Origin of the sequence: Bradyrhizobium semiaridum, from assembly GCF_020329505.1 — a bacterium.
Lineage (GTDB): Bacteria > Pseudomonadota > Alphaproteobacteria > Rhizobiales > Xanthobacteraceae > Bradyrhizobium > Bradyrhizobium semiaridum.
In genome coordinates, this window is sequence record NZ_JAGKJJ010000009.1 from 1 (window position 1) to 25,215 (window position 25,215).

Sequence of the window (25,215 nt, forward strand, 5' to 3'; positions counted from 1 at the left end):
TGAAGGCGAGAATGCGGGCATCGGCATTGCGCGCGCGGATGTTGCGGATCGCTTCCAGCCCGCTCGCACCCGGCATCGAGATGTCCATCACCACCACGTCAGGCGCGTGCGACTTGAAGGCGCGATAGGCATTGGCGGCGTTGTCGGCCTCGGCGACGACGCGAAAATCGTCCTGATGCTCGAGCACGCGCCGGTAGCCCTGGCGGACGACGGGATGATCGTCGACCAGGAGAATTGCGATGCCGGCAGTCTTGCGGGCAGTCATCTCAGGCGGCGAGCGGAATGGTCGCGGCGACGGACAGGCCGCGGCGCGCGCGGGCGATCTGCAGCGAGCCGCCGAGCGCGGTGACGCGCTCGCTGACGCCGGTGAGGCCAAAACCTGCCGACTGCGCCACCTGCACCGCATCACCGCCGCCATCGTCCTCGACGCGGACGAGCAGCGCATTCTCCGCGCCGGTCCGCCGCTCGATCCGCAGCACGATCTCGCGCGCACCGCTGTGGCGCAGCGCATTGGTCAGGCATTCCTGCGCGACGCGATAGGCGGTGGCGGCCACCGTGCCGCTGATATCGGCGAGATCGCCCTGCAGATCGAGCTGGATCAGCGGTTGCGTCGCCGCGCGGGAGCGCCAGCTGTCGACGAGGTCGACCAGGCTGGCTTCGAGTCCAAGCTCCTCGGCCGGTGGATGGCGCAGCCGGTTCAGCGTGTCGCGCAGGCAGGCCATGATGCGGCGCGTCGCCTGCGAGATCATCCGCGCATCCTGCGCGATCTCGTTCTTGCCGGCATGGTCGCGCGGCGCACCGGCCTCGATCGTATTGGCGAAGGCGAGGATCGCGGTGAGGTTCTGGCCGAACTCGTCGTGCAGCTCGCGGGCGAGCGCGCGGCGTTCGTCACTGCGGATTTCGAGCAGGCGCCGCGTCAGCACGGCGCGCTCCTCCTCGGCCTGCGCGAGGCGGTCGCCGAGGTCGCTGACGGCCTGGCCGATCATTGCGAGGTCCATCGAGCGGAAGCGCGGCAGCGGCGTCCGGTAATCGCCGTCGGCCATCCGCCGCAGCGCCGATACGATCGAGCGTGCCGGCGCCAGCGTGTGCGCGATCGCGAGCGAGGCGAGCAGCGCGATGGCGAGCGCCATCAGCAGTGCGACGTGGATGTTGTCGAGGATATGCTGCCAGGCCAGCGCGATCGCGGCGTCCGGATCTGATACGGCACGGATGGTTCCAGCGGTCGCGGCGCGGGCGCTGATCGGCCGTTCGACGCTGGCGTGACGGCCGAGCAGCGTCTCGACCGCGGCGGCGAACCAGCGCGGCGGCGCCTTGCCGATCCCCTTGTTCTGGCCGCACAGCGGCTTCTCGAACGCGCCTGCCGGCTCGAACTGCACGCAGATCCCGGGCGCGATCAGGCCCATGGTCTCGATGGTGCGCCAATCGGGCGCGGGCAGCAATTGCTCGCGCATGCGGTTGCTGCGCAGCAGCAATTCGCGCCAGTACAGCGCTTCGAGCGCCTGCGAGACGCGTTCGGCGGACGCTTCGGTCGCACGATCGACGCTGCGATAGGCATCGACCGTAGCCCAGACGGTGGCGGCGCCGAGGCACAGTGCGACGATGACGAGCAGACGGGCGACCAGTTGAAGCACGAGGCGCATGCGATCCACTCCACTTGCGAGTGGACGAGCGTAACAGCATCGCGGTTCCGGGCCAATTGGAAGCACGCCGTGCCATGCAGATCGGGAAATTTGCCCGACGAAATCTGGGCAGATGTAATTGGACGGGGGCAGGCGCCTCTGGTCTGATGTCTTTACGGAACAAGTCGCCACAGGGAGCAAACGCAACATGGATGCCAAGGTCGGCGCCGCGACGGCATCGGCGCCCGGGGACGCGGGGGAACGTCGGGTCTTGCTGCTCTGGATGATCTTCACGGGGCTTTCGATCTTCGCCGCATTCCTGCTCTGGCGCTACGGGCTGATCCGCCTCATGGTGACGTCCGACCGCACCTACATTTCCAGCGTCATCGCGGCGCTCTACGTCGTCACCTGCGTGCACTGCTTCTGGCGGACGCGGGCAATCGCGCGGGAAGGCGAGGTTGCGCGCGGCTGCCGCGCAATCCTCGCCGCGCCTGACGGCCCCAGGGCGCTGGCCGCCGATGCGCGCGGCCTGCCGAGCGGGCTCGTCACCGATCACATCAGGAGCCTGGTGCAGAAGGCCGCCGCGCAGGCCAAGGGCCCGGTCGACCAGACGCTGCTGCTGCGCACGCTGGCCGACCGCCTGCGCGGCTCCAACGGCTTCGGCACCTTCGTCTCCGACACGCTGATGAAGCTCGGCCTGCTCGGCACCATCATCGGCTTCATCATCATGCTGGCACCGATCGCGACCCTCGATGCCGCGGACAAGGTCGCGATGAAATCCTCGATGGGGCTGATGAGCGACGGTATGGCGGTCGCGATGTACACGACGCTGGCCGGGCTGATCGGATCGATCCTGGTCCGCATCCAGTACTACATGCTGGATGCCGCGACCCAGAAGGTATTTTCTGACACGGTCGTGCTGACCGAGACGCATGTCACGCCGGCGCTGGAGCGCGGAGTTGGAACGTCGCCTGGAACGCGGCAATGATGGACGAGTTCGGCCTCTATCCGCGCGAGGAGCCGTTCGATCCACTCGGCGTCATGCTGTTCAAGGCGCTGCAGGTGATCGCCTTCCTGTTCTTCCTGGCGCTGCTCGCAGTGTCGCCGGACTCGAAGGACGGCAAGATCGAATCCAAGGCGGAGTTCATCATCACGATGGACTGGCCGGACAACCACCCCGACGATCTCGACCTGTTCGTGCAGGACCCCGCCGGCAACATCGCCTGGTACCGGCACCGCGAGGCCGGCTTCCTGACACTCGACCGTGACGACCGCGGGGGTGCCAACGACTTCATCGTCGTCAACGGCAAGAAGATCGCCTCGCCGATCCGCGAGGAGATCGTCACCGTGCGCGGCATCGTCCCCGGCGAATACACCGTCAACATCTCGCATTTCGTGGCGACGACCGGTCAGCCGGTCGAGGCCAGCATCAAGGTGCAGAAGCTCAATCCGGTGGCGCAGGTGATCTTCGACAACAAGCTCACCCTGGATCACACCGGCGACGAGAAGACCGCGGTGCGGTTTCGGCTGGACGCCGAGGGCAAGGTGATCAATGTCGACCAGCGGCCGAAGTCGCTGCTGGAGACATTCCGCGGGCCCTGGCGCAACGGCGCCGACATCGATCCGAAGACCGGGGTGAGGGTGCTGCGCCGTGACTAGCTTTCAGTCGATGATCTTCACGCTTGCGGTCGCCTATGCGGTGATCGGCGCGCTGCTGCTGATCGTGCTGGTCTATGCGCGGCTGCACTGGTCGCTGAAGGCGCTGGCGATCGTCGTGACCAGCGTGTTCTATGTCGTCAGCTTCGGCGGCATGCGCGGGTTGCTCGGCTGGGCCTCGACGGACCGGCTGCCGGCGAACTTCAAGCTGCTGCATACGCGGATCGTCGAGCCGCATTCGCTGGCGGGCGATCCCGGGGCGATCTATCTGTGGGTCGAGGAGCTCGATGAGGACAACCGGCCGAGCGCCGTCCCGCGCGCCTTCCGGATTCCCTACAGCGATGCGCTGGCCGAGCAGGCCCACGCAGCGGACAACGAGATCAAGGCCGGCCACGCGCAGGGCGGCCGGGCCGCCGACTTCGGCGGCGGCGACGGCACCATCATGGATTTCGTCCGGGAGTACATCACGCCGAAGACGATCCTCGAGACCAGCGGCGGCGACTCGACGACGGGCATCTTCCTGCCTCCGCAGCCGGGCGCGGCATCGGTTTTCACCCCGCTGCCACCGCCCCGGATGCCGCCCAAGGACGCGCAGCAGTAGCGACGCGGGAATGGCAGAGAAATAGGGATTGCCTATAATCAGTCAGCGGGATGGACAGTAATCATCCGGAATCCCATTCGGCCGCCGACCGGGTGTAATCTGATGGCTAACCGGGGCTAGATTTCATCCCCAAGGCATTTTCCCGGCAAAGGGGCCGCTGCGTGAAGCGGCCCCTTTCGATTCCTGAGCCCAATTCAGACCATGGTCCCAACCCAGGGCGGGTCCCTCCGCCCCCCTTGGAGTGCACCTCTCACAAAATATTGCCTGACAGATATTGAAATCTGTCAGCGGGACGATGTATATACTCTACAGCTCTAAGGGAGGAGGGCTGCCCAAGCGGCTGTTCCGGCGATCGGCCGGGGCGCCGGACTGATTTGATTACCTCGAAGGAACTGCCTCCATGACCATAGAAATCTTTCAATTGCCCGCCCAGATTCAACAGTGGCTCAATCTTCGCGTCGCTCGCCATTTGGCCGCCCAGGCCGCCAAATTTTCCCGCGGGCAGGACAGCGAGAACCAGACGGTGAACGCATGAACGAGGCGGTGGCGTTGACACCCGAGCGGATCCTCGAAACGACCGAGGATGTTTTGCGGCGCTTCGGGCTCGCCAAGGCCACCGTTGTCGACGTTGCCCGTGCGCTGGATGTCAGCCACGGCAGCGTCTACCGCCATTTCCCCAGCAAGGCCTCGTTGCGCGACGCGGTCGCCAAGCGCTGGCTCGACCGCGCCAATGAGCCGCTGTGCAAGCTTGCGGCCGCCGACGGCCCCGCGCCGGAGCGGCTGGAGCAGTGGCTGCGCACCATGTTCGCGATCAAGCAGAAGAAGGTCTGCGACGATCCCGAGATGTTCGCGACCTATCTCGCGCTGGCGCAGGAGGCCCGCGAGGTGGTGGAGGCCTACAAGAACAAGCAGTGCGACCTAGTCGCGAAGATCCTGTCCGACGGTGTCGCGCAGGGCGTGTTCGAGATCGACGATATCAAGGCGACGGCGCGTGCCGTGTTCGATGCCACCGTGCGCTACCATCACCCGGCGCATGCCGAGGAATGGGCCAAGCCCGAATGCCCGTCGCGGATCGACGCGCTGATCGCCCTGCTGCTGAAGGGCCTGCGGGCCTGCAAGTCGTAGCTGCTGGTCTTCGGTCCGCCGAGTGGAACTCGCGGACGATCCGGCAACCGCTTCTCATTCTCTCAAACTTGCTCTCAATCTTGTGATCGGCGCGAGACGTCGAGGCGGGGACGCACAAAAACCGCGGCGGCGCGCCAAATCCCGTTTGCCGGCAAGTGGATTCCCGATTGGCACGACGAGGTTCCGCGTGCCGCGAGCGTCTGCGTAATTTCGTTCTCACCCATTGGGATGAGGACAGGCCGCGCGTGTCGTCGCATCTTGCGCACGTATTTTGACCGCGGAGTTTCGACGATGAGACACGCATCATTGCCGATCGAGAAGATAGCAGCGACTGCACCTCCGTCAGGCATTGTTTCATCGAGGCTGGGCGCGCTCTTCCAGCTTGTTCTGCAGGCTCTGCACGATTCGCGACGCCGCGAGGCGCAACGTGTCATCAGGCGACATCGCCACCTGTTCCCTGACCCGCATTCAGCCGACGCCGAACACGGCTGAGAGGTCGACGATGGCATTCATGGCGAAGAAACTGCCTGCACGGCGTCCACCGTCGGTTCCGCCCGGAGGCAATGTCGGCCTGCTCGCCATCTTCGCGGTCGCGGTCCTGATCCTTCACCTTGTGGCCGCCGCCGTGTTGCCCCAGGCGACGGAGGGACCCCGTGCGGCGTCTCCCACTGCGGCGATGCTGGGCTCCGACTAGCCTCGCCGACGCTCTTGTCCGTCCATCAATTCGCTGGATGCCGCCCTTGGCGCAATTGCGGGCAGGGGGCCGCGCGTGCTTGATGCCGGTGGGGGATCGGTCTGGTTCCTCGCGCTCAACCACCGCCGGACGAAGATGCGGCTCGCCCTCTTTGCGGACATTCACGCCAACCGGCAGGCCTTCGCCGCCTGCCTCGAAGCCGCGCGGGCGCGCGGCGCCGAGCGGCTGGTTTGTCTCGGCGACATCGTCGGCTATGGCGCCGATCCGGAATGGGCGGTCGACACGGTGATGGGTCTCGTCGCCGATGGCGCGATCGCTGTGCGCGGCAATCATGACCATGCGATCGGCACGCCGAGCGATGGCATGAACGACGAGGCGCGGGCCGCGGTCGACTGGACGCGCGGCCGGCTCAGCGCCGGGCAGCGTGCCTTCCTGACCGGCCTGCCGCTGCAGCGGGAGGAGGATAACCGCCTCTACGTGCATTCCGAGGCGTCGGACCCGGCGAAGTGGCGCTATGTCCGCGACACCGCCGATGCCGCGCGCAGCATGCTGGCAACCGAGCTCCAAATCACGTTCTGCGGCCATATCCACCAGCCCGGCCTCTATTCGATGTCCTCGGCCGCGAAGATGACCCGCTTCGTCCCGACCTCGGGCGTCGCCGTGCAACTCTTGACCGGGCGGCGCTGGCTCGCGGTGCTCGGCTCGGTCGGCCAGCCGCGCGACGGCGATCCGGCCGCGTCGTTTGCGATGTTCGACACGGTGAGCCGCGAGATCACCTATGTCCGCGTGCCCTACGATATCCAGACCGCGGCGGCGCGGATCAGGGCGAACGGCCTGCCGCACTGGCTCGCCGATCGCCTGTTCATCGGCAGGTGACTTCAGATGGCCGCGCTCAAGATGCAGCCAGGCGCGGTGATCGACGGCTTCACCATCGGCGAGCAGGTGCATCGCGGCGGCATGGCGACGCTGTGGACCGTCACGCATCCCGGCATCAACGTTCCGCTGCTGATGAAAGTGCCGCTGTTGTCCGAAGGCGAGGATTCGGCGGCGATCGTCAGCTTCGAGATGGAGCAGATGATCCTGCCGCGGCTGTCGGGGCCGCACGTGCCGGCGTGCTTCGGCACCGGCGACTTCGAGCGGCAAGCGTATGTCGTGATGGAGCGCATTCCCGGGCAGACGCTCTACAAGCGGATCGGCGAGTTGCCGCTGCCGTATGAGGAGGCGAGGGCGATCGCCGGCAAGATCGCGGCCGCGCTCACCAGCCTGCACCGGCAGAACGTCATCCATCACGACATCAAGCCGAGCAGCATCATGTTTCGCGAGCGCAGCGAGGCGGTGCTGATCGATTTCGGTCTCTCGCATCACGAGCATCTGCCGGACCTGCTGCAGGAGGAGTTCCGTCTGCCGTTCGGCACCGCGCCCTATATGGCGCCGGAACGCCTGCTCGGGGTGCGCGACGACCCGCGGAGCGATCTGTTTTCGCTCGGGGTGCTGCTGTATTTCTTCACGACGGGCGTGCGGCCGTTCGGCGAGACCGAGACCTTGCGCGGGATGCGCCGGCGGCTGTGGCGCGATCCCTATCCGCCGCGCAGCCTCAGGGACGACTATCCGCCCTGGCTGCAGGAGATCGTGCTGCGCTGCCTGGAGATCGACCCCGGTGCGCGCTATCCGACCGCAGCGCAGCTTGCCTTTGATCTTGCGCACCCGGAACAGGTCAAGCTCACCGCGCGGTCGCAGCGGATCAAGCGCGATTCCATCGGCACGGTCTGGCACCGCCGCTTCAATCTCGGCGCAGTGCAGCCGCAGCCGAAATCCGACGTCGCGGCCCAGCTCGCGTCGAGCCCGATCGTCATGGTCGCGCTCGACATCGCCGAAGGTTCCGCTGTGCTGGACGAGGCCATTCGCGTCACCGCAGAGCGCGTGCTGTCGACCTCGCCCTCGGCGCGGCTCGCCTGCGTCAACGTGTTGAAGCTGAATCGGCTGGCGATCGATCGCACCCTCGACGAGCAGGGCCAGAACAAGCATGTCGACCGTCTAGTCGCGCTCCAGCATTGGGCGCGGCCGTTCCGGCTCGAGGACAACAGGCTGACCGTGCATGTGCTGGAGGCGATCGATCCGGCGGCAGCGCTGCTGGAATTCGCTGCGGTCAATCTGGTCGATCACATCATCATCGGCGCGCGGCAGAATTCGATGATGCGCGCGCTGCTCGGCAGCGTCTCCGCCCAGGTCGCGTCCGAAGCGCCGTGCACGGTGACCGTGGTGCGGCCGTCACGGCTGACGGTGCAGGGCGAGAGTAAGGGAACGGCGGAACAAGGTGCGTCAGACGTCGCGCCGCCGGGAATGTTCTGATCGTCGGTTCCTCGCGGTCCGCCGTGATCAGGCCCGGCGCGGAAGGATGTAGTTGACGCGCACGCGCACGGGCTGCCGCGTGACATAGCAGCGCCGCACGACGACGGCGGCATTCAGCCCAAACCATAAAGCGATGGCAGTGCAGACAGCGATCAGTGTCATGATGCGTGCCTCCCCAAGATCTATTTCTTGGGGAGATTTGTGCATCGGAATGGATGAGTCTGTGAAGCCCCGATGACGCAGCGGCCCCGCAAAAATGTTGTGCATGTGGCAAAGCAGCAGCAAAAAATGTTGTGCATGTGGCAAAGCAGCAGCAAGGTGTGCGCCGCACTTGCAGGCACGGCGCGCACACTTGTCATCGCATGACGATCAGATTGCCTCTCCGCGCGCCTGTGCCGCCGCGTTGCGGATCGCGGAGATGTTGGTCTTGTAGGCGTCCAGCGTTCCGCCCTTGAATACCGCCGAGCCGGCGACGAAGGCGTTGGCCCCAGCCGCGGCGAGCTCGCCGGCGACGTCGGGCGCGACACCGCCATCGACTTCGATGTCGATCGGACGGCCGGCCGTCATCGCCCTGACGTCACTGACCTTGCCGATCGCCGAGCGGATGAAGGCCTGGCCGCCGAAGCCGGGATTGACCGACATGACGAGCACGAGATCAATCAGATCGAGCACGTATTCGATCGCGCTCGCCGGCGTTGCCGGATTGATCGAGACGCCGGCCTTCTTGCCGAGGGCGCGGATCGCCTGCAACGAGCGGTGCAGATGCGGCCCGGCCTCGGCGTGCACCGTGATGTGGTCGCAGCCGGCCTTGGCGAAGGCCTCGAGATAGGGATCGCAGGGCGAGATCATCAGATGCGCGTCGAAGATCTTCCTGGTGTGCGGCCGCATCGCCTTGATGACGTCGGGGCCGTACGAGATGTTGGGAACAAAATGCCCGTCCATCACGTCGAGATGAATCCAGTCGGCACCGGCCTGGTCGACGGCGCGGACCTCCTCGCCGAGCTTTGAGAAATCCGACGCCAGGATCGACGGAGCGATGACGAGGGGACGTGGGGTGAATGGCTGACTCATAGCGCTGTTCCGAAAGTCTTGCGGGAGCGACGGGTGGTTCCGCCTAACATGCAGATGCGTGCCGGGCAATGCGGTGAGCAAGACGTCGCGGGCGGAAAAATCTGCCGCAGCGGCAGCTCTTGCCGGGTGCGCTGAACCGGCGATGCTGCAGGAAGGCCCGGTTTTATTGGGTTTCCTGCGTGGCATGACGCTTGCTCGACCGTGTCCGGAAGGGTGGAAGGCCGGTCGTCGCGCCTGAGCAGATCATGCGCGCGGGAACCGGCGCGGGTTCGAGCCGCTGTGCGCGGCGTTGTCTGGAGTATTGCCAATGTTGTTTGCCCTCGGCGCCGCCTCGTCGGCGATCGATCTCCTGAGTTCGCTGATGTCGTCGAAGCCGTCATCGGCGGCGATGCAGAAGACCGGCGTTACCCAGGGGACCGGCCTGTTCGATCCGTCGGCGGCGACGTCGAGTTCGGCCAGCACCGGCATCAGCTCCAGCGTCGGGTCGGGCAGCGGCGGCGCGCAGATCTCGCCGGAGACGATGAGCGCGCTGCTCGCTGCGCAAAGCCAGTCGCAGACATCAGGCTCGACCGGCACGGCCCCGACCAGCCGCTCGGACGCACTGAAGGATCTGTTCTCGCAGATCGACGCCGATGGTGATGGGAAGATCACCCAATCCGAATTCGAGAGCGCGCTCGGCGCCGGCGGCACCAATGTCGCGCAGGCCGACGACGTGTTCGGCAAGCTCGACGCCAATGGCGACGGCAGCGTCAGCCTCGACGAGATGTCGCAGGCGCTGGACGGCCACAAGGGGGGCGGCCATCATCACCATCACATGACAAGCGGATCGGCAGATGGCTCCGGCAGCAGCCCCGGCTCCGATCCGCTGACGCAGGCGCTGGACGGCGCCACCTCGACCTCGGTGACCAACAGCGACGGCTCGACTACGTCCACGACGACCTATGCCGACGGCTCCAAGGTGTCGATGACGACGCCGGCGGCGTCTTCGGCCAACAGCAACGCGACCTCGTCGTACAATTTCATCGAGCAGCTGATCCAGCGCCAGTCGCAGGCGATCTCCGCGCAGGCCTCGGCGCAGCTGTCGGTCAGCGCGTAGCGGAAGCAATTTGCATTGAGGCGAGCAGGCGGCCTTGCTTCGCCTCGCCCCGCTTGCGGGGAGAGGCCGGAACGCATCGCCAGATGCGCTCCGGGTGAGGGGGAGTCTCCGCGAGTTCGGTTATCACCGTTGAGGCGGTGCTGGCCCCTCGCTCCAACCCTCTAAGAGCGAGCTTCGCTCGTCTCGACCCCGCAAGAGCGGGGCGAGGGGGCGCACCTCCGTCGCCCGTTAGCTCGATCCGAATTCACGATCGTCTACCCGAACTTGTCCTGCCAGCTCGGCAGCGCGCCGGGGAAGGGCAATGCCGTCGCTGCATACACCCCGCGCGCAATCGCGCGCGCCACCGTGTTGGCGGCGAGCGCGCCGAGTTTGGTCAGGCCGAACAGCGGCTCGACCGGTTTGGCGCCGGTCGCCGCAGCGAACACCACATCGCCGTCGAGCGGGGCGTGCACCGGATAGATCGCACGCGCCATGCCGGTCTGCGCGATCATTGCAAGACGCTTGGCCTGCGGTTTCGTCAGCTGCGCATCGGTGACGACTACGACCAGCGTGGTGTTCTCCGCCGCGGTCGCCTCCGCGCCGCCCTTCAGCCGCATCGCCAGCATGTCCGGTGTGAACGATGGCGGCAGGCCGCGCCCGCCGAATTCGGCGCCCACCTCGAACGGCGCGGCCCAGAACCACGGACCCCTGCCGACCGTAACGGCGCCGACCGCGTTGACCACCGCCAGCGCCGCGACTGTCACGCCATCGTCTGTCCTTGCCGACGCGGAGCCGAGGCCGCCTTTCAGGTTGGCCGTGGTCGCGCCCATGCCGGCGCCGACGCTGCCGAGGCGGAAATCGCCCGCGGCGGCGTCCGCCGCCGCGTAGCCGAGGTCGCGATAGGGCGGAAAGCGGCCCCACGCCTTGTTGCCGCCGTTGAGCAGGTCGAAGCAGATCGCGCCGGGCACGATCGGCACCACCGCGTCGCGGATGCGAAAGCCGCGGCCGCGCTCGGCAAGCCAGGCCTGCACGCCGCCAGCGGCGTCGAGCCCGAGCGCGGAGCCGCCGGACAGCGTGATCGCGTCGATCGCCTCGACCACATTGTGCGGCGTCAGCAGCGAATCCTCGCGGATGCCCGGACCGCCGCCGCGGACGTCGATCGACGCCACCGCCGGCTTGTCGAACAGGATCGCGGTGACGCCCGAGGCGATCGCGGCGTCGTCGGCATGGCCGACGCTGACGCCGGCAATGTCGGTGAGGAGGTTTTTCAAGAGGCGCTCCGCGCGCTGTATCCAATCACTTCGATATAGCAGCCGCGATGGCAAAGAAAAACGCCCCGGCTGACCGGGGCGTTTGCGTGTGTTCTGGCTGAGGTGAGAGCGAGAGGTCTCAAGACCCCTTCGGGTTGATCTCGGTGTAGTTGCCCTTGGCGTCCCACTTGTAGACGACGTAGTCGATCACCTTGATGTCGCCCTTGGCGTCGAAGGCGAGCTTGCCGAGCACGGTGTCCCACTCGCCGCCCTTGATGGTGGCCATCACCTTCTTGGCGTCGGTGGAGCCAGTTTTTGCGACGGCCTGGGTCCACACCTGCATGGCGGCGTAGGTGTAGAGCGTGTAGCCCTCGGGATCGATGTTCTTGGCTTTGAACTTCTCGACGATCGCCTTGGCGGTCGGCTTGTTGCGCGGGTCGGGGCCGAAGGTGAACAGTGTGCCTTCGGCGGCCGGACCGGTGATCGAGGCGAACTCCTTGTCGTTCATGGCATCGCCCGCCATCAGCACGGTCTGCAGGCCCTGGTCGCGCATCTGGCGCAGGATCAGGCCGGCTTCCTGATGGTAGCCGCCAACATAGACGAGATCGATGTTGTCGCGCTTCAGGCGCGAGACGATCGAATTGAAGTCCTTGTCACCCTTGTTGTACGACTCGAACATCTTCTCCTGGAAGCCGGCCTTGTTCAGCGCCTTCTTGGTCTCGTCGGCGAGGCCCTTGCCGTAGGTGGTCTTGTCGTTGAGGATCGCGACGTTCTTGCCCTTGTAGTTCTTCATGATGAACTCGGCGGCGACGATGCCCTGCTGGTCGTCGCGGCCGCAGACGCGCGCCACGTTCCAGAGCTTGCGCTCGGTGAACAGCGGGTTGGTCGAGGCCGGCGTGATCTGCAGCACGTTGCCGTCGGCGTAGGCTTCCGACGCGGGGATCGAGGACGACGAGCAGAAGTGGCCGGCCACGAACGGGATCTTCGAGGCGGAGATCTTCTCGGCGATCGAGCGCGCCTGCTTCGGATCGCAAGCATCGTCATCGGTCTCGAGCGCGAGCTTCTTGCCGAGCACGCCGCCGGCGGCATTAATGTCGGCGACCGCCTGCTCGGCGCCGTTCTTCATCTGCCGGCCGAACGCGGATTCGGAGCCCGTCATCGGGCCTGCCACTGCGATGGTGATGTCTTGCGCGAACGCGCTCGCCGACAATGCGAACGAAGCGCCCAATGCCAGGCCGATGAGCTTCAATGATTTCATGAGACGTCCCTCGTGGTCGTTGCCTCTTGCCGGAGGTCCGGGCGCCCCGGACCTTCTAACCACGGGTATTGTCGGCCGATTTTTCGGCGAAGTCACCGGCAATTTTCAGGCAAAACCGCGCTGCGCCTGCAGCATGTTGTTGCAGGGGCGCTTTAGCCGCGGCGGCCGCCTTCCAGATAGGCGGCGCGGATTTCGGGGCGCTGCAGCAATTCGGCGCCGGTTCCGGCCAGCGTGATCAGGCCGTTGACCATGACATAGCCGCGGTGGGCGAGCTTCAGCGCATGGTTGGCATTCTGCTCGACGATCAGCACGGTGAGGCCGTCCTGCCGGTTCAGCGTGCGGATGGCGTCAAAGATCTGCCGCGCGATCAGCGGCGCCAGGCCGAGCGAGGGCTCGTCGAGCATCAACAGGCGCGGCCGGCTCATCAGGGCGCGGCCGATCGCCAGCATCTGCTGCTCGCCGCCGGACAGCGTGCCGCCGCGCTGCGCGATGCGTTCCTTCAGGCGCGGGAACAGGGCGTAGACCCGCTCCAGTCCCGCGGCGCGCTCGGCCTCGCTGCAGTCGGTCGCATCAGCGCCCATCTGCAGGTTCTCCGCCACGCTCATGCGCGGGAAGATCCGCCGTCCCTCGGGCGACTGCGCGATCCGCAGCCGTGCGATCTCATGCGTCGGCACGCCGGTGATATCGTGGCCGTCGAACTCGATCCGGCCGGCGCGGGCGCGCGGCTTGCCGAAGATCGTCATCATCAGCGTCGACTTGCCGGCGCCGTTGGCTCCGATCAGCGCCACGATCTCGCCGGCGTTGATCTCGATGTCGATGCCTTTGAGCGCCTCGATCTTGCCGTAGGCCGCGCGTAGCCCGCGCACCGCGAGCAGGGGAGTGGTGGAGGCCGCGGTCACGTGCCGCTCTCCATCACGGCGATCGCTTCTTCCTCGTCGGCGCCGAGATAGGCGGCGATCACCTTGGGGTCGTCGCGAACGGCCTGCGGCGCGCCTTCGGCGATCTTGACGCCGTAGTCCATCACCACGACGTGGTCGGAGATTTCCATCACCACCGACATGTCGTGCTCGATCAGGAGGATCGAGGTGCCGAGATCGCGGATCGACAGCAACAGCTCATTGAGCCCGCCGCTCTCGCGCGCGTTCAGCCCGGCGGCCGGCTCGTCGAGGCAGAGCAGCGCCGGCTCGGTGCACATCGCACGCGCGATCTCGAGCCGCCGCTGGTCGCCATAGGGCAGATTGCCGGCGGCATCGTCGGCGCGCAGCAGCAGGCCGACGCGGTCGAGCCAGGTCCGCGCCAGATCGATCGCGCGCTCTTCGGCCTGGCGCCAGGCCGGCGCGCCGATCAGGCCGAGGAAGGTCAGGCCCGAGGCGCGCATCAGCGCATTGTGCTGGGCGACCATCAGGTTCTCCAGCGCCGTCATGCCAGGAAATAGCCGGATGTTCTGGAAGGTGCGCGCGACCTTCGCCAGCTTGGAGATGCGGAAATCGCCGAGCCGTTCGAGCTGGAAGGCGCGGCCATCATCGTGGACGAGGCGCAGCGCGCCGCCGCTCGGCCGATAGAAACCGGTGATGCAGTTGAAGACGGTGGTCTTGCCGGCGCCGTTCGGGCCGATCAGCGCCGTGATCTTGCGCCGCTCGGCGGTGAAGGACAGGCTGTTGACCGCGACGATGCCGCCGAAGCGCATCATCAGGCGGTCGACGGACAGGATGTGGTCGTCGCTCATCCGTGGCCCTCCTTGACGAGGTCGGATGAGATCGCCTGGTTGCGCTCCAGGAACACGGTCGGCGCGCGATGGCCGATCAGGCCGCGCGGCCGCCAGATCATCAGCAGCACCATGGCCATGCCGAACACCAGCATGCGGTATTGATCGAGGCCGCGGAACAATTCGAAGCCGCCGATCATGGTCAGCGCCGCCAGCGCGACGCCGAGCTGCGAGCCCATGCCGCCGAGCACGACGATCGCCAGCACCAGGGCCGATTCCTGGAAGGTGAAGGATTCCGGGCTGATGAAGCCCTGCCGTGTCGCGAAGAACGCGCCGGCGAAGCCGCCGAACATCGCGCCGGTGGCGAACGCCGTCAGCTTGGTCGTGGTGACGTTGATGCCGAGCGCGCGGCAGGCCACCTCGTCCTCGCGCAGCGCCTCCCAGGCGCGGCCGATCGGCAGCCGCCGCAGCCGGATCGTCACCCAGTTGGTGATCAGCGCCAGCGCCAGGATCAGGTAGAACAGGAAGATGATGCGGTGAGTCGGCGAGAAGTCGATGCCGAGTTTCGCCGCAAGCCCGTCATCGCTGTTGTCGAGGGGGATGCCGAACAAGGTCGGGCGCGGGATGCCGGACACCCCGTTGGGGCCGCCAGTCAGGCTCTGCCAGTTGATGATGACGAGGCGGATGATCTCGCCGAAGGCGAGCGTCACGATCGCCAGATAGTCGCCGCGCAGCCGCAGCACCGGGAAGCCGAGCAGCACGCCCCAGAACGCCGCTAGGATGCCCGCGAGCGGCAGGCAGACCCAGAACGACAGTCCGAAATTGGTGGCGAGGAGCGCGTAGGAATAGGCGCCGACCGCGTAGAAGGCGACATAGCCGAGATCGAGCAGGCCGGCGAGGCCGACCACGACGTTCAGGCCCCAGCCCAGCATCACATAGGTCAGGACCAGGATCGACAGGTCGAGAATGTAGCGCTGATTGTAGAAGATCACGGGAATCAGGAACGCGAACACCAGCAGCGCCGGCGCCAGCCAGCGCCCCGCAAACGCCATCGCGGTCTGCACGGGCTTCGGCACGAACCGGTCGCTGTCGACCGGTCCCCACCATTGCCGCAGCAATTCGACGATGATGCTGCCGCCAAACACGGTGGCGACCAGCACGGCGAGGTCGCCGAACCGTGTCCAGTAGATCAGGCCGCCCTGCGGGCCGGCCTCGGTGCGCACGCCGATCATCAGCGAGAACAGCACCAGCGCGACGCCGGCGCTGATCAGGGCTTTCTTGAAGATGAAGGCGGCGCCCGACGTTGGTGGAGCGGGCGAGGGGCGGGCGGATGTTGCGCTCACGAGGGCGTCCGTCAGACTTTTTCGACTTCGGGACGGCCGAGCAGGCCGGTCGGCATGAAGATCAGCACCACGATCAGGATCGAGAACGCGGCGACGTCCTTGTACTCGACCGAGAAATAGGCCGACCAGAACGTCTCGATCAGGCCGATCGCAAGCCCGCCGAGCATCGCGCCGGGCAGCGAGCCGATGCCGCCGAGCACGGCGGCGGTGAACGCCTTGATGCCGGCGACGAAGCCCATGAAGAAGTCGACCAGGCCGTAATACAAAAGGTACATCATGCCGGCAACGGCCGCGAGCGCGGCGCCGATCACGAAGGTCATCGAGATGGTGCGGTCGACGTCGACGCCGAGCAGCGCGGCCATGGTCTGGTCCTGCTCGCAGGCGCGCATGTCGCGGCCGAGCCTTGTGCGCGACACGATCCAGGTGAACACGGCGAGCAGCACGATGGTGGTGAGCACGACCACGATCTGGATGTTGGAGAGCTGTACGGCGAAGCCCGCCGCCCCCTCGTGCAGGGTGTAGCCGCCGGTGATGATCGGCGGCACCGGCTTCACCCGCGCGCCCTGCGACACCTGGGAGAAGTTGGTCAGCACGAACGACATGCCGATCGCCGACAGCATCGGCGCGAGGCGGAACGAATGCCGCAGCGGACGATAGGCGATCCGCTCGATGGTCCAGCCATAGAGTGCGGTGATCGCCATCGAGACCAAGAGCACGATCAGCAGGATCACCGGAACGGCGGTGAGGCCGAACGACACCAGCACCAGGAACGAGATCAGCGCGATGAAGCCGCCGATCATGAAAATGTCGCCATGGGCGAAGTTGATCATGCCGACGATGCCGTAGACCATCGTGTAGCCGATCGCGATCAGGCCGTAGATCGAACCGAGCACGAGGCCGTTGATCAGTTGCTGGGCGAAATAATCCATGCGCTGCCGTCGTTCGAGGGTGACGCGGCGAGGGCCCCCGGCAGCCGTTTTCCCCGCGTCGTTTCATTTTCTAACAGCGGAACCCCGGCGGCGGCAACAGCGCGGGCCGCGGTGGAAAGGGCTTGTACATAACTAGTTTGGCGGGTGCGGTTCCGATGTCACAGGGCGGACATCAGCCCGCCTTGCAATGATCACGCCGGAACCCTTGTTCCCCGGGGCACTCTGCTGCTGTTGCGTGCGTTATCTTGAGACTTCCATCAAGCAAGGGAGATTTCGAGTGAGCAGGCAAAATCAGAGCCCGGGGCAGCAGGGCCAGAACCCGTCTCAGAAGCCCGGTCAGCAGCAGCAGGGCGGCAGCCCGAAGCCCGGCCAGCAGCAGGGCGGGCAGAAGCCCGGCCAGATGGAGCCGGGCCAGAATCGGGACGCCGATCTGGATCGATAGTTCAAGGAGTGAGCACGAGTAGCAAGGAAAGGTCTCGCCGCATGGCGGGGCCTTTCCTTTTTGCTGTTTGCCTCGTTTTGGCACGGTGCCCGAGCAATCCCCAGAAATCCCCGGCCCGATTAAGGTAAACAAAGGGTTTAAATTGCCGCGCCCAGTTGAACGGCGTTAGCTCGCGCCTCAAACCGCTGCCCGCAAAACGGGCCGCGCAAGCACGGGAAGCGACATGTCCAGCAACTGGCGGATCAGCTCATTGAACGGCGCGCTGCTAGCGGCGTATTTCATCCCGGTCTGGACCATCATTGCCCTCAGCATCATGATCTCGCCGATCCATGGGCTGTTCGAGCGGCCGAGCGTGTCGATCGCGCTGTATGCCAGCGATCATCTGCAGCTCGCCAAGATGTCGACGGTGCGGCTCGCCTGGATGCTGGCGCTGGCGCGCATCACCGTGGTGGCGTTCTTCGCGGCCTTCCTTGCGCTGCTTGCTTTCCCGTCGATGCGCAAGAACGGCGGCTCCGACGAGGCGCTGGCGGTGGCGCTGTGCCTTGGCAGCGTGCTCAGTTTTGGCAGCATGCTGCTGGCCTCGAAGACCGGCGAGATCGAGGCGCTGCGCATGCATGCGGCCGAGCTCCTGATGCTGCTCGGCACCGCGATCGTGATGCTGGTCGATACCGCGCCGAAGCGCGCCGCTGAGGCACCCGCAGCAGCCGACGCCGCGGCGCCGCCGGTTGGCGAACTATCCCTTCAGCAGCCCTAGCTCCGATATGATCGCATTGGCTTCCTTGACGGCGTGATTGGCCGCCGGCACGCCGCAATAGATCGCCTGCTGCAGCAGGATCTCCTTGATATCGTCGGGCGTGAAGCCGCCCTCGGCGAGCGCCGCCCGCACATGCAGTCGGAATTCGTCCCACTGCCCGAGCGCGACCATGGTGCCGATCACCAGCACCCGCCGCGTGCGGTGATCGAAATGCGGCCGGGTCCAGATATCGCCCCACGCATAGCGCGTGATCAGGTCCTGGAAATCGGTGTTGAAGGCGTTGCGGTTCTTGAGCGACTTGTCGACCCAATCATTGCCGAGCACCTTGCGGCGCTGCGTCATACCGTCGTCGCGGCGTTGCTTGTCGTCCATGGATGTCTGCCTCCTCGTCGTCGCGAGCGATGAATTCGTAGCCCGGATGGAGCGTAGCGCAATCCGGGTTTCTGCGTCCGCCGCCAGATGAGTCCCGGATTTCGCTTCGCTCCATCCGGGCTACGGCGCTGTTGGTTGCGGGACTAACGTTGCGTCAGGAAGCCGACCACGGCTTCGGTGAAGGCGTGCGGCTGCTCGACGTTGGAGATGTGCGCGGCATCGAGCAGCGTCATGCTGGCGCCGGGAACGCCGCTGCGGATCATCTCAGCCGCCGATACCGGTGTTGCCATGTCCTGCCTCCCGGCGATCACCAGCGTCGGGCTCTTGATCCTGGGCAGCAACGCGCGCTGGTCGAGCGTCGACAGCGCCTCGCAGCACGCGAGGTAGCCTTCGACCGGCGAGGCCAGCAGCATCGCCTTCATATTGGCCGTGGTCTGCGGCTCGCGCTCGCGGAAATCGGCGGTCAGCCAGCCGGCGATCACGGCATCGGCGACGGCGGCGATGCCGCCGTCCTTGACCGCCTTGATGCGGTTCAGCCAGTTGGTCGGGTCGGGATAGTAGCAGGCCGTGTTGGCAAGGATGATCTTGCCGAACCGTTCGGGCGCGTTGGCGCCGAGCCATTGCCCCACCATGCCGCCCATCGATAGGCCGCACCAATGCACCTTCTCGATGTTGAGGTCGTCGAGGATCGCGAGCGCGTCGCGGCCGAACCGCTCCATCGAGTAGGGGCCGGGCGCCACGCCCGATTTGCCGTGGCCGCGGCGGTCGTAGCGGATGACGCGGAACACCTGCGTCAGCGCCCGCATCTGCGGCTCCCACATCTGCAAGGTGCAGCCGAGCGAGTTCGACAGCATCAAGGTCGGTCCGCCGTCGCGGCCGTCGACCTGGACGTTGAGCAGGCATCCGTCGGCGTCGATCATTGGCATCGTTGCTGTCCTCGTCCTGCGCGGGCTGAAGCGCGAAGCGCGTCTTCCGCACGGTATCCGCGCATCCATCCGGAATGAATCTTGCGGCGATGGATCGCCGGGTCAAGCCCGGCAACGACATCCCGCTATTTGTCGTCCATCGAGGCGAGCAGGCGGTCGATCAGCGCCTGCGAGGCGCCCTGATAGGCCATCGGCTCGAACAGTTTTGCGATCGCGTCTGCGTCAAGCTGCGCGGTCACCTTGGCGTCCGCACGCAGCACGTCGCGCAGATGCTTCTTCTCGGCAACCGCCCGCTTGCTGGCCGCCTCGACCAGATGATGCGCGTCGCTCTTGCCGACCTTTTCGGCGAGCGCGAAGGCGACCGCCTCGGCCATGATCAGCCCGCCGGTGGACTCCAGATTGGCGCGCATCCGCGCGGCATCGACCTCGAGCCCTTCGGCGAGATCGACGATCGCCGCAACCGCGCCTGACGTCACCAGCATCAGGCTCGGCAAGGTCGGCCATTCCGCATGCCAGGGACCGGCGCTGCGCTCGTGGTCCTGCACCTGCGCGGAAAAGATCGTCGCGGCAAGGTTCGGCGCCATGGTCGCTGCCCCGAGCGCGCTTGCGGCGGCCACCGGATTGCGCTTGTGCGGCATGGTGGAGGAGCCGCCGCGGCCGGCGCCGGCGGGCTCGAAGGCTTCGCCGACATCGGTCTGCATCATCAGCGAGATGTCGCGCGCAATCTTGCCGCAGCTGCCGGCTGTGATCGCGAACACCGAGGCGGCCTCCGCGATGCGGTCGCGATGGGTGTGCCAGGGCGCCTCGGGAAGCGGCAGGTCCAGCTCGCGCGCGAGCTGCTCGGCGACCGCAAGTCCCTTGTCGCCGAGCGCGGCCAGCGTGCCGGCGGCACCGCCGAATTGCAGGGCCAGCGTCTCGCGGCGCAGCCGCCGCAAGCGCTTACGGGAGCGGTGCAGCGCGGCGGCATATTCGGCGAGCTTGAGGCCGAACGGCATCGGCAGCGCGTGCTGGAGCCAGGTGCGTGCCACCATGGCGGTGTCGCGGTGGCTCCGGGCGAGACCGGCAAAGCCCGGGACGGCGCGATCGAGATCGGCGAGCAGCGCGTCGATGCCGGCACGCAGCGTCAGCATGGTTGCGGTGTCGATGACGTCCTGGCTGGTCGCGCCCCAATGCACATAGCGCGCCGCCTCTGCGTCCGCCTTTGCCACGTTGGCAGTCAGCGCCTTGACCAGGGGGATCGCCAGATTGCCGGAGCGCGTTGCGGCGTCCGCCAGCGGGGTGCGATCGAATGATTCGGCCCTGCACGCGGCGTTGATCGGGCTCGCGGCCGCGGCGGGAATCACGCCGCAGGCGACCTCCGCGCGGGCCAATGCGGCCTCGAAATCCAGCATGGCTTGCAGATAGGCCGTATCGTCGCAGGCGGTGCGCATCGCGGCGCTCGACAGCATCGGCGCAAGCAGGGGGGAGAGGGCTGTGCTCATCGCCGGCGACCTAACCATTCCGGCGCGCTCGTGCCAATGCCTGCCGGGGCCTTGGCGGCATTTTCAACCGCAAGAGGATTGCCGAATTCGTGAATGGCACGGAGGCCTTGCTGCAGTTGCGAATATGCATCGCTCATCCTCCCAAGGTGCCCTTTTCTTTGGGCGCGGGCTGCTTTAGTTGGAAACAAACCGTTCCTGGCGATCGAGGAGATGCCCCATGGCGATGACGATGACCGGCGAAGTCCAGCTTGCGGCGTCGCGCCAGGCCGTGTGGGACAAGCTCAACGATCCCGAAGTGTTGAAGGCCTGCATCCCCGGCTGCGAGGAGCTGGAGAGGACCGAAGACAACGGCTTCCGCGCCACGGCGAAAATGAAGGTTGGCCCGGTCTCTGCCCGCTTCAAGGGCAAGGTCACATTGAGCGATCTCGATCCGCCCAATGGCTACAAGATCTCGGGCGAAGGCGAGGGCGGGGTCGCCGGCTTCGCCAAGGGCGGCGCCACCGTGGCGCTGGCCGACAAGGATGGCGGCACGCTCCTGAGCTACAATGTCGAGGCGCAGATCGGCGGCAAGCTTGCCCAGCTCGGCCAGCGTCTGATCAACGGTGCTGCAAAGAAGCTGGCCGACGAATTCTTTGCAAATTTCGCCAAGGCAGTGCAGGGTTAAGCCCTGCCGACAAGCCGGATCGGGCCTGTCCGGCCATGCCCTGGATGAGTGGCTCGAAAGGTTGCCCATCCGGGGGCCCGCCCATATTATGCCGTCTGGAATGATTTTAAACCGCCTGCTTCGCCGATATGCGGCGGCGCAGATAAGAGAGTGCTGATGGCCAAGATTTCTATGATCGTGAACGGCAACCCCGTGAACGCGAACGTCGACCCCCGTACCCTTCTGGTCCAGTTTCTGCGCGAAAACCTGCGCCTGACGGGCACGCATGTCGGCTGCGACACCTCGCAGTGCGGCGCCTGCGTCGTGCACCTCGACGGCAAGGCGGTGAAGTCCTGCACCACGCTCGCGGTGATGGCCGACGGTCATGAGGTCAAGACCATCGAGGGGTTGGCGGCCGATGGCGCGCCGCTGCATCCGATGCAGGAGGCTTTCCGCGAGCATCACGGCCTGCAGTGCGGCTTCTGCACGCCCGGCATGATCATGACCGCGGTCGACCTGGTGCACCGCAAGGGGCACGATCTCTCCGACGAGGTGATCCGCGAAGAGCTGGAGGGCAACCTCTGCCGTTGCACCGGCTACCAGAACATCGTCGCCTCGATCGCGGCCGGCGCCAAGGCGATGGCCAAATCTGACCTCGCCTAAAGCATGATCCGGAAAATTGTGAAGCGGTTTTCCGAATAGATCATGCTCCAATAAACATCGCGACCGCGATCAGGACATTCCAATGTACGAATTCAAATATCATCGCCCCGGCACCGTGCGGCAAGCGGCCAACCTCCTGGTGAAGAACGAGGACGCCAAGCTCATCGCCGGCGGCCACACGCTGGTGCCCGTCATGAAGCAGCGGCTGGCCAGCCCGCCGCATCTGGTCGATCTCTCCCACATCGAAGGTCTCGACACGATCGAGATGAAGGGCCGCTCGCTGGTGATCGGCGCCACCGCCAAACATGCTGACGTCGCCAACTCCGCCGTCGTCGGCGAGGCGATTCCGGCGCTGGCCGAACTCGCCGGCCAGATCGGCGATCCCGCCGTGCGCCACCGCGGCACCATCGGCGGCTCGCTCGCCAACAACGATCCGACCGCCGACTACCCGGCCGCGGTGCTGGCGCTCGGTGCCACCATCGTCACCAACAAGCGCCGCCTGAAGGCCGAGGAATTTTTCCAGGGCCTGTTCTCGACCGCGCTGGAGGCCGACGAGATCATCACCAAGGTGATGTTCCCGCTGCCGAAGAAGGCGGCGTATGTGAAATTCCGCAACCAGGCCTCGCGCTACGCGCTGGTCGGCGTGTTCGTCGCCAAGCGTCCCTCGGACGTCCGTGTCGCAGTGACGGGGGCGGGCTCCAACGGCGTTTTCCGTGTCACATCGTTCGAGGAGGCCCTGAAGAAGCGCTTCTCCCACAAGGTGCTCGACGGCATGACCGTTCCGGCCGAAGGCCTCAACAGCGATTTGCATGGCAGTGCCGAGTACCGCGCGCACCTGATCGGCGTTTTGGCGCGCCGGGCGGTGGAAGCCGCGACCGCCAAGGACTAGATACCAAGGCGTGATGTTGCTTTCCCCTCGAAGACTGGCGGTTCCATGAGTGCGTCGGCGCTACCCACTTCCGTCGATGCGCTCCTGGAGCTGTTGACCCCGCGCGGCTATCTCGCCGAGCGCTCGCTTGCCACAGTGACCTATCTCGCGCTGCGGATGGGGCGGCCGCTGTTCCTGGAAGGCGAGGCCGGCGTCGGCAAGACCGAGATCGCCAAGGTTTTGTCGGCAGCGCTAGGGCGCAAGCTGATCCGCCTGCAATGCTATGAAGGCCTCGACGTCGCCTCCGCGGTCTATGAATGGAGCAGCGCGGCGCAGATGATCGCCATCCGCCTCGCGGAAGCCTCCGGCGATACCGACCGCGACCAGCTTGCCAGCGACATCTTCGCCGAGCGCTTCCTGATCAAGCGGCCGCTGCTGCAGGCACTCGAGCCCGACGTCGCCGGTCCCCCGGTGCTCCTGATCGACGAACTCGACCGCGCCGACGAGGCGTTCGAGGCGTATCTTTTGGAAATCCTCAGCGACTTCCAGGTCACCATCCCCGAGCTCGGCACCGTCAAGGCACCGGCGCCGCCGATCGTGATCATCACTTCGAACCGCACCCGCGAGATCCACGACGCGCTGAAGCGGCGCTGCCTCTATCACTGGGTGGACTATCCCACCTCCGAGCGCGAGCTCGCGATCGTCAAGTCGCGGGTGCCGAACATCTCCGCAAAACTGTCGCAGCAGGTCGTCCGTTTCGTGCAGGCGCTGCGCAACCAGGATTTCTACAAATCGCCGGGAGTCGCCGAGACCATCGACTGGGCCACCGCGCTGTCCGAGCTCGATGCCCGCTCGCTGACGCCGCAGGTGGTCGGCGACACGCTGGGCGCGCTGCTCAAGTATCAGGACGACATCGCGCGCATGCAGGGCGATGCGCTGGCGAAGACATTGAAGGAAGCGACGAGCGACGTTTAGGTCGCGCGTCATAGCAACGTTCGTCATTCCGGGGCGCGCCATCCGAACTCGGGTTTACCCGAGTTCGGCAGTTTAAAGTGTCCAAGTCGGCTACAGCCACTTGGATGGCGCGAGCCCGGAATCCATCAGGCCGCGTTGCTGCTGAGAAATGGATTCCGGGCTCGCGCTGCGCGCGCCCCGGAATGACGAGATGGAGAGAGTCCGCGTCTGATGGCCATCAACCATCTCAATCCCCCCACGGGCCACATGGCCGACAACGTCATCGGCTTTGCCCGCGCGCTGCGCGCGGCCGGGCTTCCCGTCGGGCCGGGCTCGGTGATCGACGCGCTCAACGCGCTGCAGCTGATCGAGGTCGGCGACCGCGGCGATTTCTACGCCACGCTGGAAGCGATCTTCGTCAAGCGCCACGAGCACGCGCTGATCTTCCGCCAGGCCTTCGACCTGTTCTTCCGCGCGGCCGAGGAGTGGAAGAGCATGCTGGATTCGGTGCCGCTGCCCGACCACGCCAGGAAGAAGCCGCCGCCGGCCTCGCGCCGGGTCCAGGAGGCGCTGGCGCAGCCGGCGACGCGCGAGGAGCGGCCGCAGGCCCAGGAGCAGGAGCTGAAGCTCTCGGTCTCCGACAAGGAGGTGCTGCAGAGGAAGGACTTTGCGCAGATGACCGCGGCCGAGATCGCCGAGGTCGTCCGGGAGATTGCGAAGATGCGGCTGCCGCAGGCCGAGCTCACGACCCGCCGCCACCAGCCCGATCCGCGCGGCCTGCGCCTCGACATGCGCCGTACCATGCGCAACTCGCTGCGCACCGGCGGCGAGATCATCGACATCCGCAAGCTCGGCCGGATCGAGAAGCCGGCGCCGATCGTGGCGCTGCTCGATATCTCGGGCTCGATGAGCGAATACACCCGCCTATTCCTGCATTTCCTGCATGCCATCACCGATTATCGCAAGCGGGTCTCGGTGTTCCTGTTCGGCACCCGCCTGACCAATGTGACGCGCGCATTACGACAGCGCGACCCCGACGAGGCGCTGGCGAGCTGCTCGTCCTCGGTCGAGGACTGGGCGGGAGGGACGCGGATCGCGACCTCGCTGCATACCTTCAACCAGCTCTGGGCCCGCCGGGTGCTCGGGCAGGGGGCGATCGTGCTCCTTATATCCGATGGACTAGAACGCGAAGCCGATGCAAAATTGGCCTTCGAGATGGACCGGTTGCACCGTTCCTGCCGCCGCCTGATCTGGCTCAACCCGCTGCTGCGCTATTCCGGCTTCGAGGCCAAGGCGCAGGGGATCAAAATGATGTTGCCCCACGTTGACGAATTTCGTCCGGTGCATAACTTGACCTCCATCAAGGGATTGATCGGGGCGCTGTCGTCGCCGCCGCCGGCGCATCATCGCAGCCTGATCCGCTCCGTAGCCTGAAGA

The 25,215-nt window shown here is 66.1% G+C and carries 29 protein-coding genes; 16 read left to right on the top strand and 13 right to left on the bottom strand.

Annotated features, from left to right (window positions below; translation table 11 throughout):
• Together J6500_RS12975 and J6500_RS12980 are read right to left on the bottom strand one after the other, a co-directional pair.
• On the bottom strand, nt 1-265 hold a 265-nt coding region (locus J6500_RS12975; protein WP_225713101.1), incomplete at its 3' end, for a response regulator.
• 1 nt (nt 266) lies between these two features.
• The gene (locus tag J6500_RS12980; protein WP_225713102.1) at nt 267-1,640 is read right to left on the bottom strand and encodes a histidine kinase; all 1,374 of its coding nucleotides are present in this window, start codon (nt 1,638-1,640) and stop codon (nt 267-269) included.
• Nucleotides 1,641-1,827: 187 nt separating this feature from the next.
• Here J6500_RS12980 and J6500_RS12985 point away from each other — a divergent pair, with 187 nt between their 5' ends.
• From J6500_RS12985 to J6500_RS13015, 8 genes are all read left to right on the top strand, one after another.
• Complete coding sequence (locus tag J6500_RS12985; protein WP_225713103.1) at nt 1,828-2,607, top strand: MotA/TolQ/ExbB proton channel family protein; 780 nt, start codon at nt 1,828-1,830, stop codon at nt 2,605-2,607.
• On the top strand, nt 2,604-3,278 hold the full coding sequence (locus J6500_RS12990) for a hypothetical protein (protein ID WP_225713104.1): 675 nt from the start codon (nt 2,604-2,606) through the stop codon (nt 3,276-3,278). The genes J6500_RS12985 and J6500_RS12990 overlap by 4 nt, the downstream gene beginning before the upstream one ends.
• Nucleotides 3,271-3,876, top strand: a complete 606-nt coding sequence (locus J6500_RS12995) for a hypothetical protein (protein WP_225713105.1) — start codon at nt 3,271-3,273, stop codon at nt 3,874-3,876. The genes J6500_RS12990 and J6500_RS12995 overlap by 8 nt, the downstream gene beginning before the upstream one ends.
• Nucleotides 3,877-4,276: 400 nt before the next feature.
• Nucleotides 4,277-4,411 (top strand): hypothetical protein, encoded by a 135-nt coding sequence (locus J6500_RS31975; RefSeq protein WP_283842913.1) that lies wholly within the window; start codon nt 4,277-4,279, stop codon nt 4,409-4,411.
• The gene (locus J6500_RS13000) at nt 4,408-5,001 is read left to right on the top strand and encodes a TetR/AcrR family transcriptional regulator (RefSeq protein WP_225713106.1); all 594 of its coding nucleotides are present in this window, start codon (nt 4,408-4,410) and stop codon (nt 4,999-5,001) included. Before J6500_RS31975 ends, J6500_RS13000 begins: the two co-directional genes overlap by 4 nt.
• Nucleotides 5,002-5,512: 511 nt before the next feature.
• A complete protein-coding gene (locus J6500_RS13005) occupies nt 5,513-5,695 on the top strand; it encodes a hypothetical protein (protein ID WP_225713107.1) in 183 nt (60 codons plus the stop codon).
• A 135-nt stretch (nt 5,696-5,830) separates the two neighbouring features.
• Nucleotides 5,831-6,571, top strand: coding sequence for a metallophosphoesterase family protein (locus tag J6500_RS13010; RefSeq protein ID WP_225713276.1), 741 nt, complete (start codon nt 5,831-5,833; stop codon nt 6,569-6,571).
• A 6-nt stretch (nt 6,572-6,577) separates the two neighbouring features.
• A complete protein-coding gene (locus J6500_RS13015) occupies nt 6,578-8,044 on the top strand; it encodes a serine/threonine protein kinase (RefSeq protein ID WP_225713108.1) in 1,467 nt (488 codons plus the stop codon).
• Nucleotides 8,045-8,071: 27 nt separating this feature from the next.
• Here J6500_RS13015 and J6500_RS31980 read toward each other — a convergent pair whose 3' ends face one another.
• Together J6500_RS31980 and rpe are read right to left on the bottom strand one after the other, a co-directional pair.
• On the bottom strand, nt 8,072-8,206 hold the full coding sequence (locus J6500_RS31980; protein ID WP_283842914.1) for a hypothetical protein: 135 nt from the start codon (nt 8,204-8,206) through the stop codon (nt 8,072-8,074).
• Between the two features lie 207 nt (nt 8,207-8,413).
• On the bottom strand, nt 8,414-9,115 hold the full coding sequence (rpe, locus tag J6500_RS13020; protein ID WP_225713109.1) for a ribulose-phosphate 3-epimerase: 702 nt from the start codon (nt 9,113-9,115) through the stop codon (nt 8,414-8,416).
• Between the two features lie 307 nt (nt 9,116-9,422).
• Between rpe and J6500_RS13025 the strand changes: the two genes are divergently transcribed.
• Nucleotides 9,423-10,211, top strand: coding sequence for an EF-hand domain-containing protein (locus J6500_RS13025; protein WP_225713110.1), 789 nt, complete (start codon nt 9,423-9,425; stop codon nt 10,209-10,211).
• 254 nt (nt 10,212-10,465) lie between these two features.
• On the opposite strand, the gene J6500_RS13030 is transcribed toward J6500_RS13025, so the two are convergent.
• The 6 genes from J6500_RS13030 to J6500_RS13055 form a co-directional block, all read right to left on the bottom strand.
• Complete coding sequence (locus tag J6500_RS13030; protein ID WP_225713111.1) at nt 10,466-11,461, bottom strand: P1 family peptidase; 996 nt, start codon at nt 11,459-11,461, stop codon at nt 10,466-10,468.
• A 118-nt stretch (nt 11,462-11,579) separates the two neighbouring features.
• On the bottom strand, nt 11,580-12,698 hold the full coding sequence (locus tag J6500_RS13035; protein ID WP_225713112.1) for a branched-chain amino acid ABC transporter substrate-binding protein: 1,119 nt from the start codon (nt 12,696-12,698) through the stop codon (nt 11,580-11,582).
• Between the two features lie 152 nt (nt 12,699-12,850).
• Nucleotides 12,851-13,597 carry an ABC transporter ATP-binding protein gene (locus tag J6500_RS13040; RefSeq protein WP_225713113.1) on the bottom strand — a complete coding sequence of 249 codons (747 nt, stop codon included), beginning with the start codon at nt 13,595-13,597 and terminating at the stop codon, nt 12,851-12,853.
• A complete protein-coding gene (locus J6500_RS13045; RefSeq protein WP_225713114.1) occupies nt 13,594-14,424 on the bottom strand; it encodes an ABC transporter ATP-binding protein in 831 nt (276 codons plus the stop codon). Before J6500_RS13045 ends, J6500_RS13040 begins: the two co-directional genes overlap by 4 nt.
• Nucleotides 14,421-15,746, bottom strand: a complete 1,326-nt coding sequence (livM, locus tag J6500_RS13050) for a high-affinity branched-chain amino acid ABC transporter permease LivM (RefSeq protein ID WP_225713115.1) — start codon at nt 15,744-15,746, stop codon at nt 14,421-14,423. Before livM ends, J6500_RS13045 begins: the two co-directional genes overlap by 4 nt.
• Before the next feature lie 11 nt (nt 15,747-15,757).
• Nucleotides 15,758-16,675: an ABC transporter permease subunit gene (locus J6500_RS13055; protein WP_225713116.1), complete on the bottom strand. Its 918-nt coding sequence runs from the start codon at nt 16,673-16,675 to the stop codon at nt 15,758-15,760.
• A gap of 277 nt (nt 16,676-16,952) precedes the next feature.
• Here J6500_RS13055 and J6500_RS13060 point away from each other — a divergent pair, with 277 nt between their 5' ends.
• Both J6500_RS13060 and J6500_RS13065 read left to right on the top strand, forming a co-directional pair.
• Entirely contained in the window at nt 16,953-17,117 is a 165-nt protein-coding gene (locus tag J6500_RS13060; RefSeq protein WP_225713117.1) for a hypothetical protein, read from the top strand.
• 223 nt (nt 17,118-17,340) lie between these two features.
• Nucleotides 17,341-17,871, top strand: coding sequence for a hypothetical protein (locus J6500_RS13065; RefSeq protein WP_225713118.1), 531 nt, complete (start codon nt 17,341-17,343; stop codon nt 17,869-17,871).
• On the opposite strand, the gene J6500_RS13070 is transcribed toward J6500_RS13065, so the two are convergent.
• The 3 genes from J6500_RS13070 to J6500_RS13080 all read right to left on the bottom strand — a co-directional run bounded on the left by J6500_RS13070 (nt 17,851) and on the right by J6500_RS13080 (nt 20,650).
• Nucleotides 17,851-18,243, bottom strand: a complete 393-nt coding sequence (locus tag J6500_RS13070) for a carboxymuconolactone decarboxylase family protein (RefSeq protein ID WP_225713119.1) — start codon at nt 18,241-18,243, stop codon at nt 17,851-17,853. The two genes, J6500_RS13065 and J6500_RS13070, sit on opposite strands and share 21 nt — an antisense overlap.
• A gap of 143 nt (nt 18,244-18,386) precedes the next feature.
• Complete coding sequence (pcaD, locus tag J6500_RS13075; RefSeq protein ID WP_225713120.1) at nt 18,387-19,169, bottom strand: 3-oxoadipate enol-lactonase; 783 nt, start codon at nt 19,167-19,169, stop codon at nt 18,387-18,389.
• A gap of 125 nt (nt 19,170-19,294) precedes the next feature.
• On the bottom strand, nt 19,295-20,650 hold the full coding sequence (locus tag J6500_RS13080) for a 3-carboxy-cis,cis-muconate cycloisomerase (protein WP_225713121.1): 1,356 nt from the start codon (nt 20,648-20,650) through the stop codon (nt 19,295-19,297).
• A 217-nt stretch (nt 20,651-20,867) separates the two neighbouring features.
• Between J6500_RS13080 and J6500_RS13085 the strand changes: the two genes are divergently transcribed.
• The 5 genes from J6500_RS13085 (at nt 20,868) to J6500_RS13105 (ending at nt 25,212) form a co-directional block, all read left to right on the top strand.
• Nucleotides 20,868-21,314, top strand: a complete 447-nt coding sequence (locus J6500_RS13085) for an SRPBCC family protein (RefSeq protein ID WP_225713122.1) — start codon at nt 20,868-20,870, stop codon at nt 21,312-21,314.
• Between the two features lie 156 nt (nt 21,315-21,470).
• Complete coding sequence (locus J6500_RS13090; protein WP_021077804.1) at nt 21,471-21,956, top strand: (2Fe-2S)-binding protein; 486 nt, start codon at nt 21,471-21,473, stop codon at nt 21,954-21,956.
• 82 nt (nt 21,957-22,038) lie between these two features.
• Entirely contained in the window at nt 22,039-22,845 is an 807-nt protein-coding gene (locus tag J6500_RS13095) for an FAD binding domain-containing protein (protein ID WP_225713123.1), read from the top strand.
• A gap of 45 nt (nt 22,846-22,890) precedes the next feature.
• On the top strand, nt 22,891-23,799 hold the full coding sequence (locus tag J6500_RS13100) for an AAA family ATPase (RefSeq protein ID WP_225713124.1): 909 nt from the start codon (nt 22,891-22,893) through the stop codon (nt 23,797-23,799).
• 210 nt (nt 23,800-24,009) lie between these two features.
• Nucleotides 24,010-25,212 (top strand): vWA domain-containing protein, encoded by a 1,203-nt coding sequence (locus J6500_RS13105; protein ID WP_225713125.1) that lies wholly within the window; start codon nt 24,010-24,012, stop codon nt 25,210-25,212.
• The last annotated feature ends 3 nt before the right edge of the window (nt 25,213-25,215 follow it).

Bases quoted from the DNA above. Each gene is read 5' to 3' on its own strand.
- J6500_RS12980 (WP_225713102.1), bottom strand. From the start codon at position 1,640: ATGCGCCTCGTGCTTCAACTGGTCGCCCGTCTGCTCGTCATCGTCGCA.
- J6500_RS12985 (WP_225713103.1), top strand. From the start codon at position 1,828: ATGGATGCCAAGGTCGGCGCCGCGACGGCATCGGCGCCCGGGGACGCG.
- J6500_RS12990 (WP_225713104.1), top strand. From the start codon at position 2,604: ATGATGGACGAGTTCGGCCTCTATCCGCGCGAGGAGCCGTTCGATCCA.
- J6500_RS31975 (WP_283842913.1), top strand. From the start codon at position 4,277: ATGACCATAGAAATCTTTCAATTGCCCGCCCAGATTCAACAGTGGCTC.
- J6500_RS13000 (WP_225713106.1), top strand. From the start codon at position 4,408: ATGAACGAGGCGGTGGCGTTGACACCCGAGCGGATCCTCGAAACGACC.
- J6500_RS13005 (WP_225713107.1), top strand. From the start codon at position 5,513: ATGGCGAAGAAACTGCCTGCACGGCGTCCACCGTCGGTTCCGCCCGGA.
- J6500_RS13010 (WP_225713276.1), top strand. From the start codon at position 5,831: ATGCGGCTCGCCCTCTTTGCGGACATTCACGCCAACCGGCAGGCCTTC.
- J6500_RS13015 (WP_225713108.1), top strand. From the start codon at position 6,578: ATGGCCGCGCTCAAGATGCAGCCAGGCGCGGTGATCGACGGCTTCACC.
- J6500_RS31980 (WP_283842914.1), bottom strand. From the start codon at position 8,206: ATGACACTGATCGCTGTCTGCACTGCCATCGCTTTATGGTTTGGGCTG.
- rpe (WP_225713109.1), bottom strand. From the start codon at position 9,115: ATGAGTCAGCCATTCACCCCACGTCCCCTCGTCATCGCTCCGTCGATC.
- J6500_RS13025 (WP_225713110.1), top strand. From the start codon at position 9,423: ATGTTGTTTGCCCTCGGCGCCGCCTCGTCGGCGATCGATCTCCTGAGT.
- J6500_RS13035 (WP_225713112.1), bottom strand. From the start codon at position 12,698: ATGAAATCATTGAAGCTCATCGGCCTGGCATTGGGCGCTTCGTTCGCA.
- J6500_RS13045 (WP_225713114.1), bottom strand. From the start codon at position 14,424: ATGAGCGACGACCACATCCTGTCCGTCGACCGCCTGATGATGCGCTTC.
- J6500_RS13055 (WP_225713116.1), bottom strand. From the start codon at position 16,675: ATGGATTATTTCGCCCAGCAACTGATCAACGGCCTCGTGCTCGGTTCG.
- J6500_RS13065 (WP_225713118.1), top strand. From the start codon at position 17,341: ATGTCCAGCAACTGGCGGATCAGCTCATTGAACGGCGCGCTGCTAGCG.
- J6500_RS13070 (WP_225713119.1), bottom strand. From the start codon at position 18,243: ATGGACGACAAGCAACGCCGCGACGACGGTATGACGCAGCGCCGCAAG.
- pcaD (WP_225713120.1), bottom strand. From the start codon at position 19,169: ATGCCAATGATCGACGCCGACGGATGCCTGCTCAACGTCCAGGTCGAC.
- J6500_RS13080 (WP_225713121.1), bottom strand. From the start codon at position 20,650: ATGAGCACAGCCCTCTCCCCCCTGCTTGCGCCGATGCTGTCGAGCGCC.
- J6500_RS13085 (WP_225713122.1), top strand. From the start codon at position 20,868: ATGGCGATGACGATGACCGGCGAAGTCCAGCTTGCGGCGTCGCGCCAG.
- J6500_RS13090 (WP_021077804.1), top strand. From the start codon at position 21,471: ATGGCCAAGATTTCTATGATCGTGAACGGCAACCCCGTGAACGCGAAC.
- J6500_RS13095 (WP_225713123.1), top strand. From the start codon at position 22,039: ATGTACGAATTCAAATATCATCGCCCCGGCACCGTGCGGCAAGCGGCC.
- J6500_RS13100 (WP_225713124.1), top strand. From the start codon at position 22,891: ATGAGTGCGTCGGCGCTACCCACTTCCGTCGATGCGCTCCTGGAGCTG.
- J6500_RS13105 (WP_225713125.1), top strand. From the start codon at position 24,010: ATGGCCATCAACCATCTCAATCCCCCCACGGGCCACATGGCCGACAAC.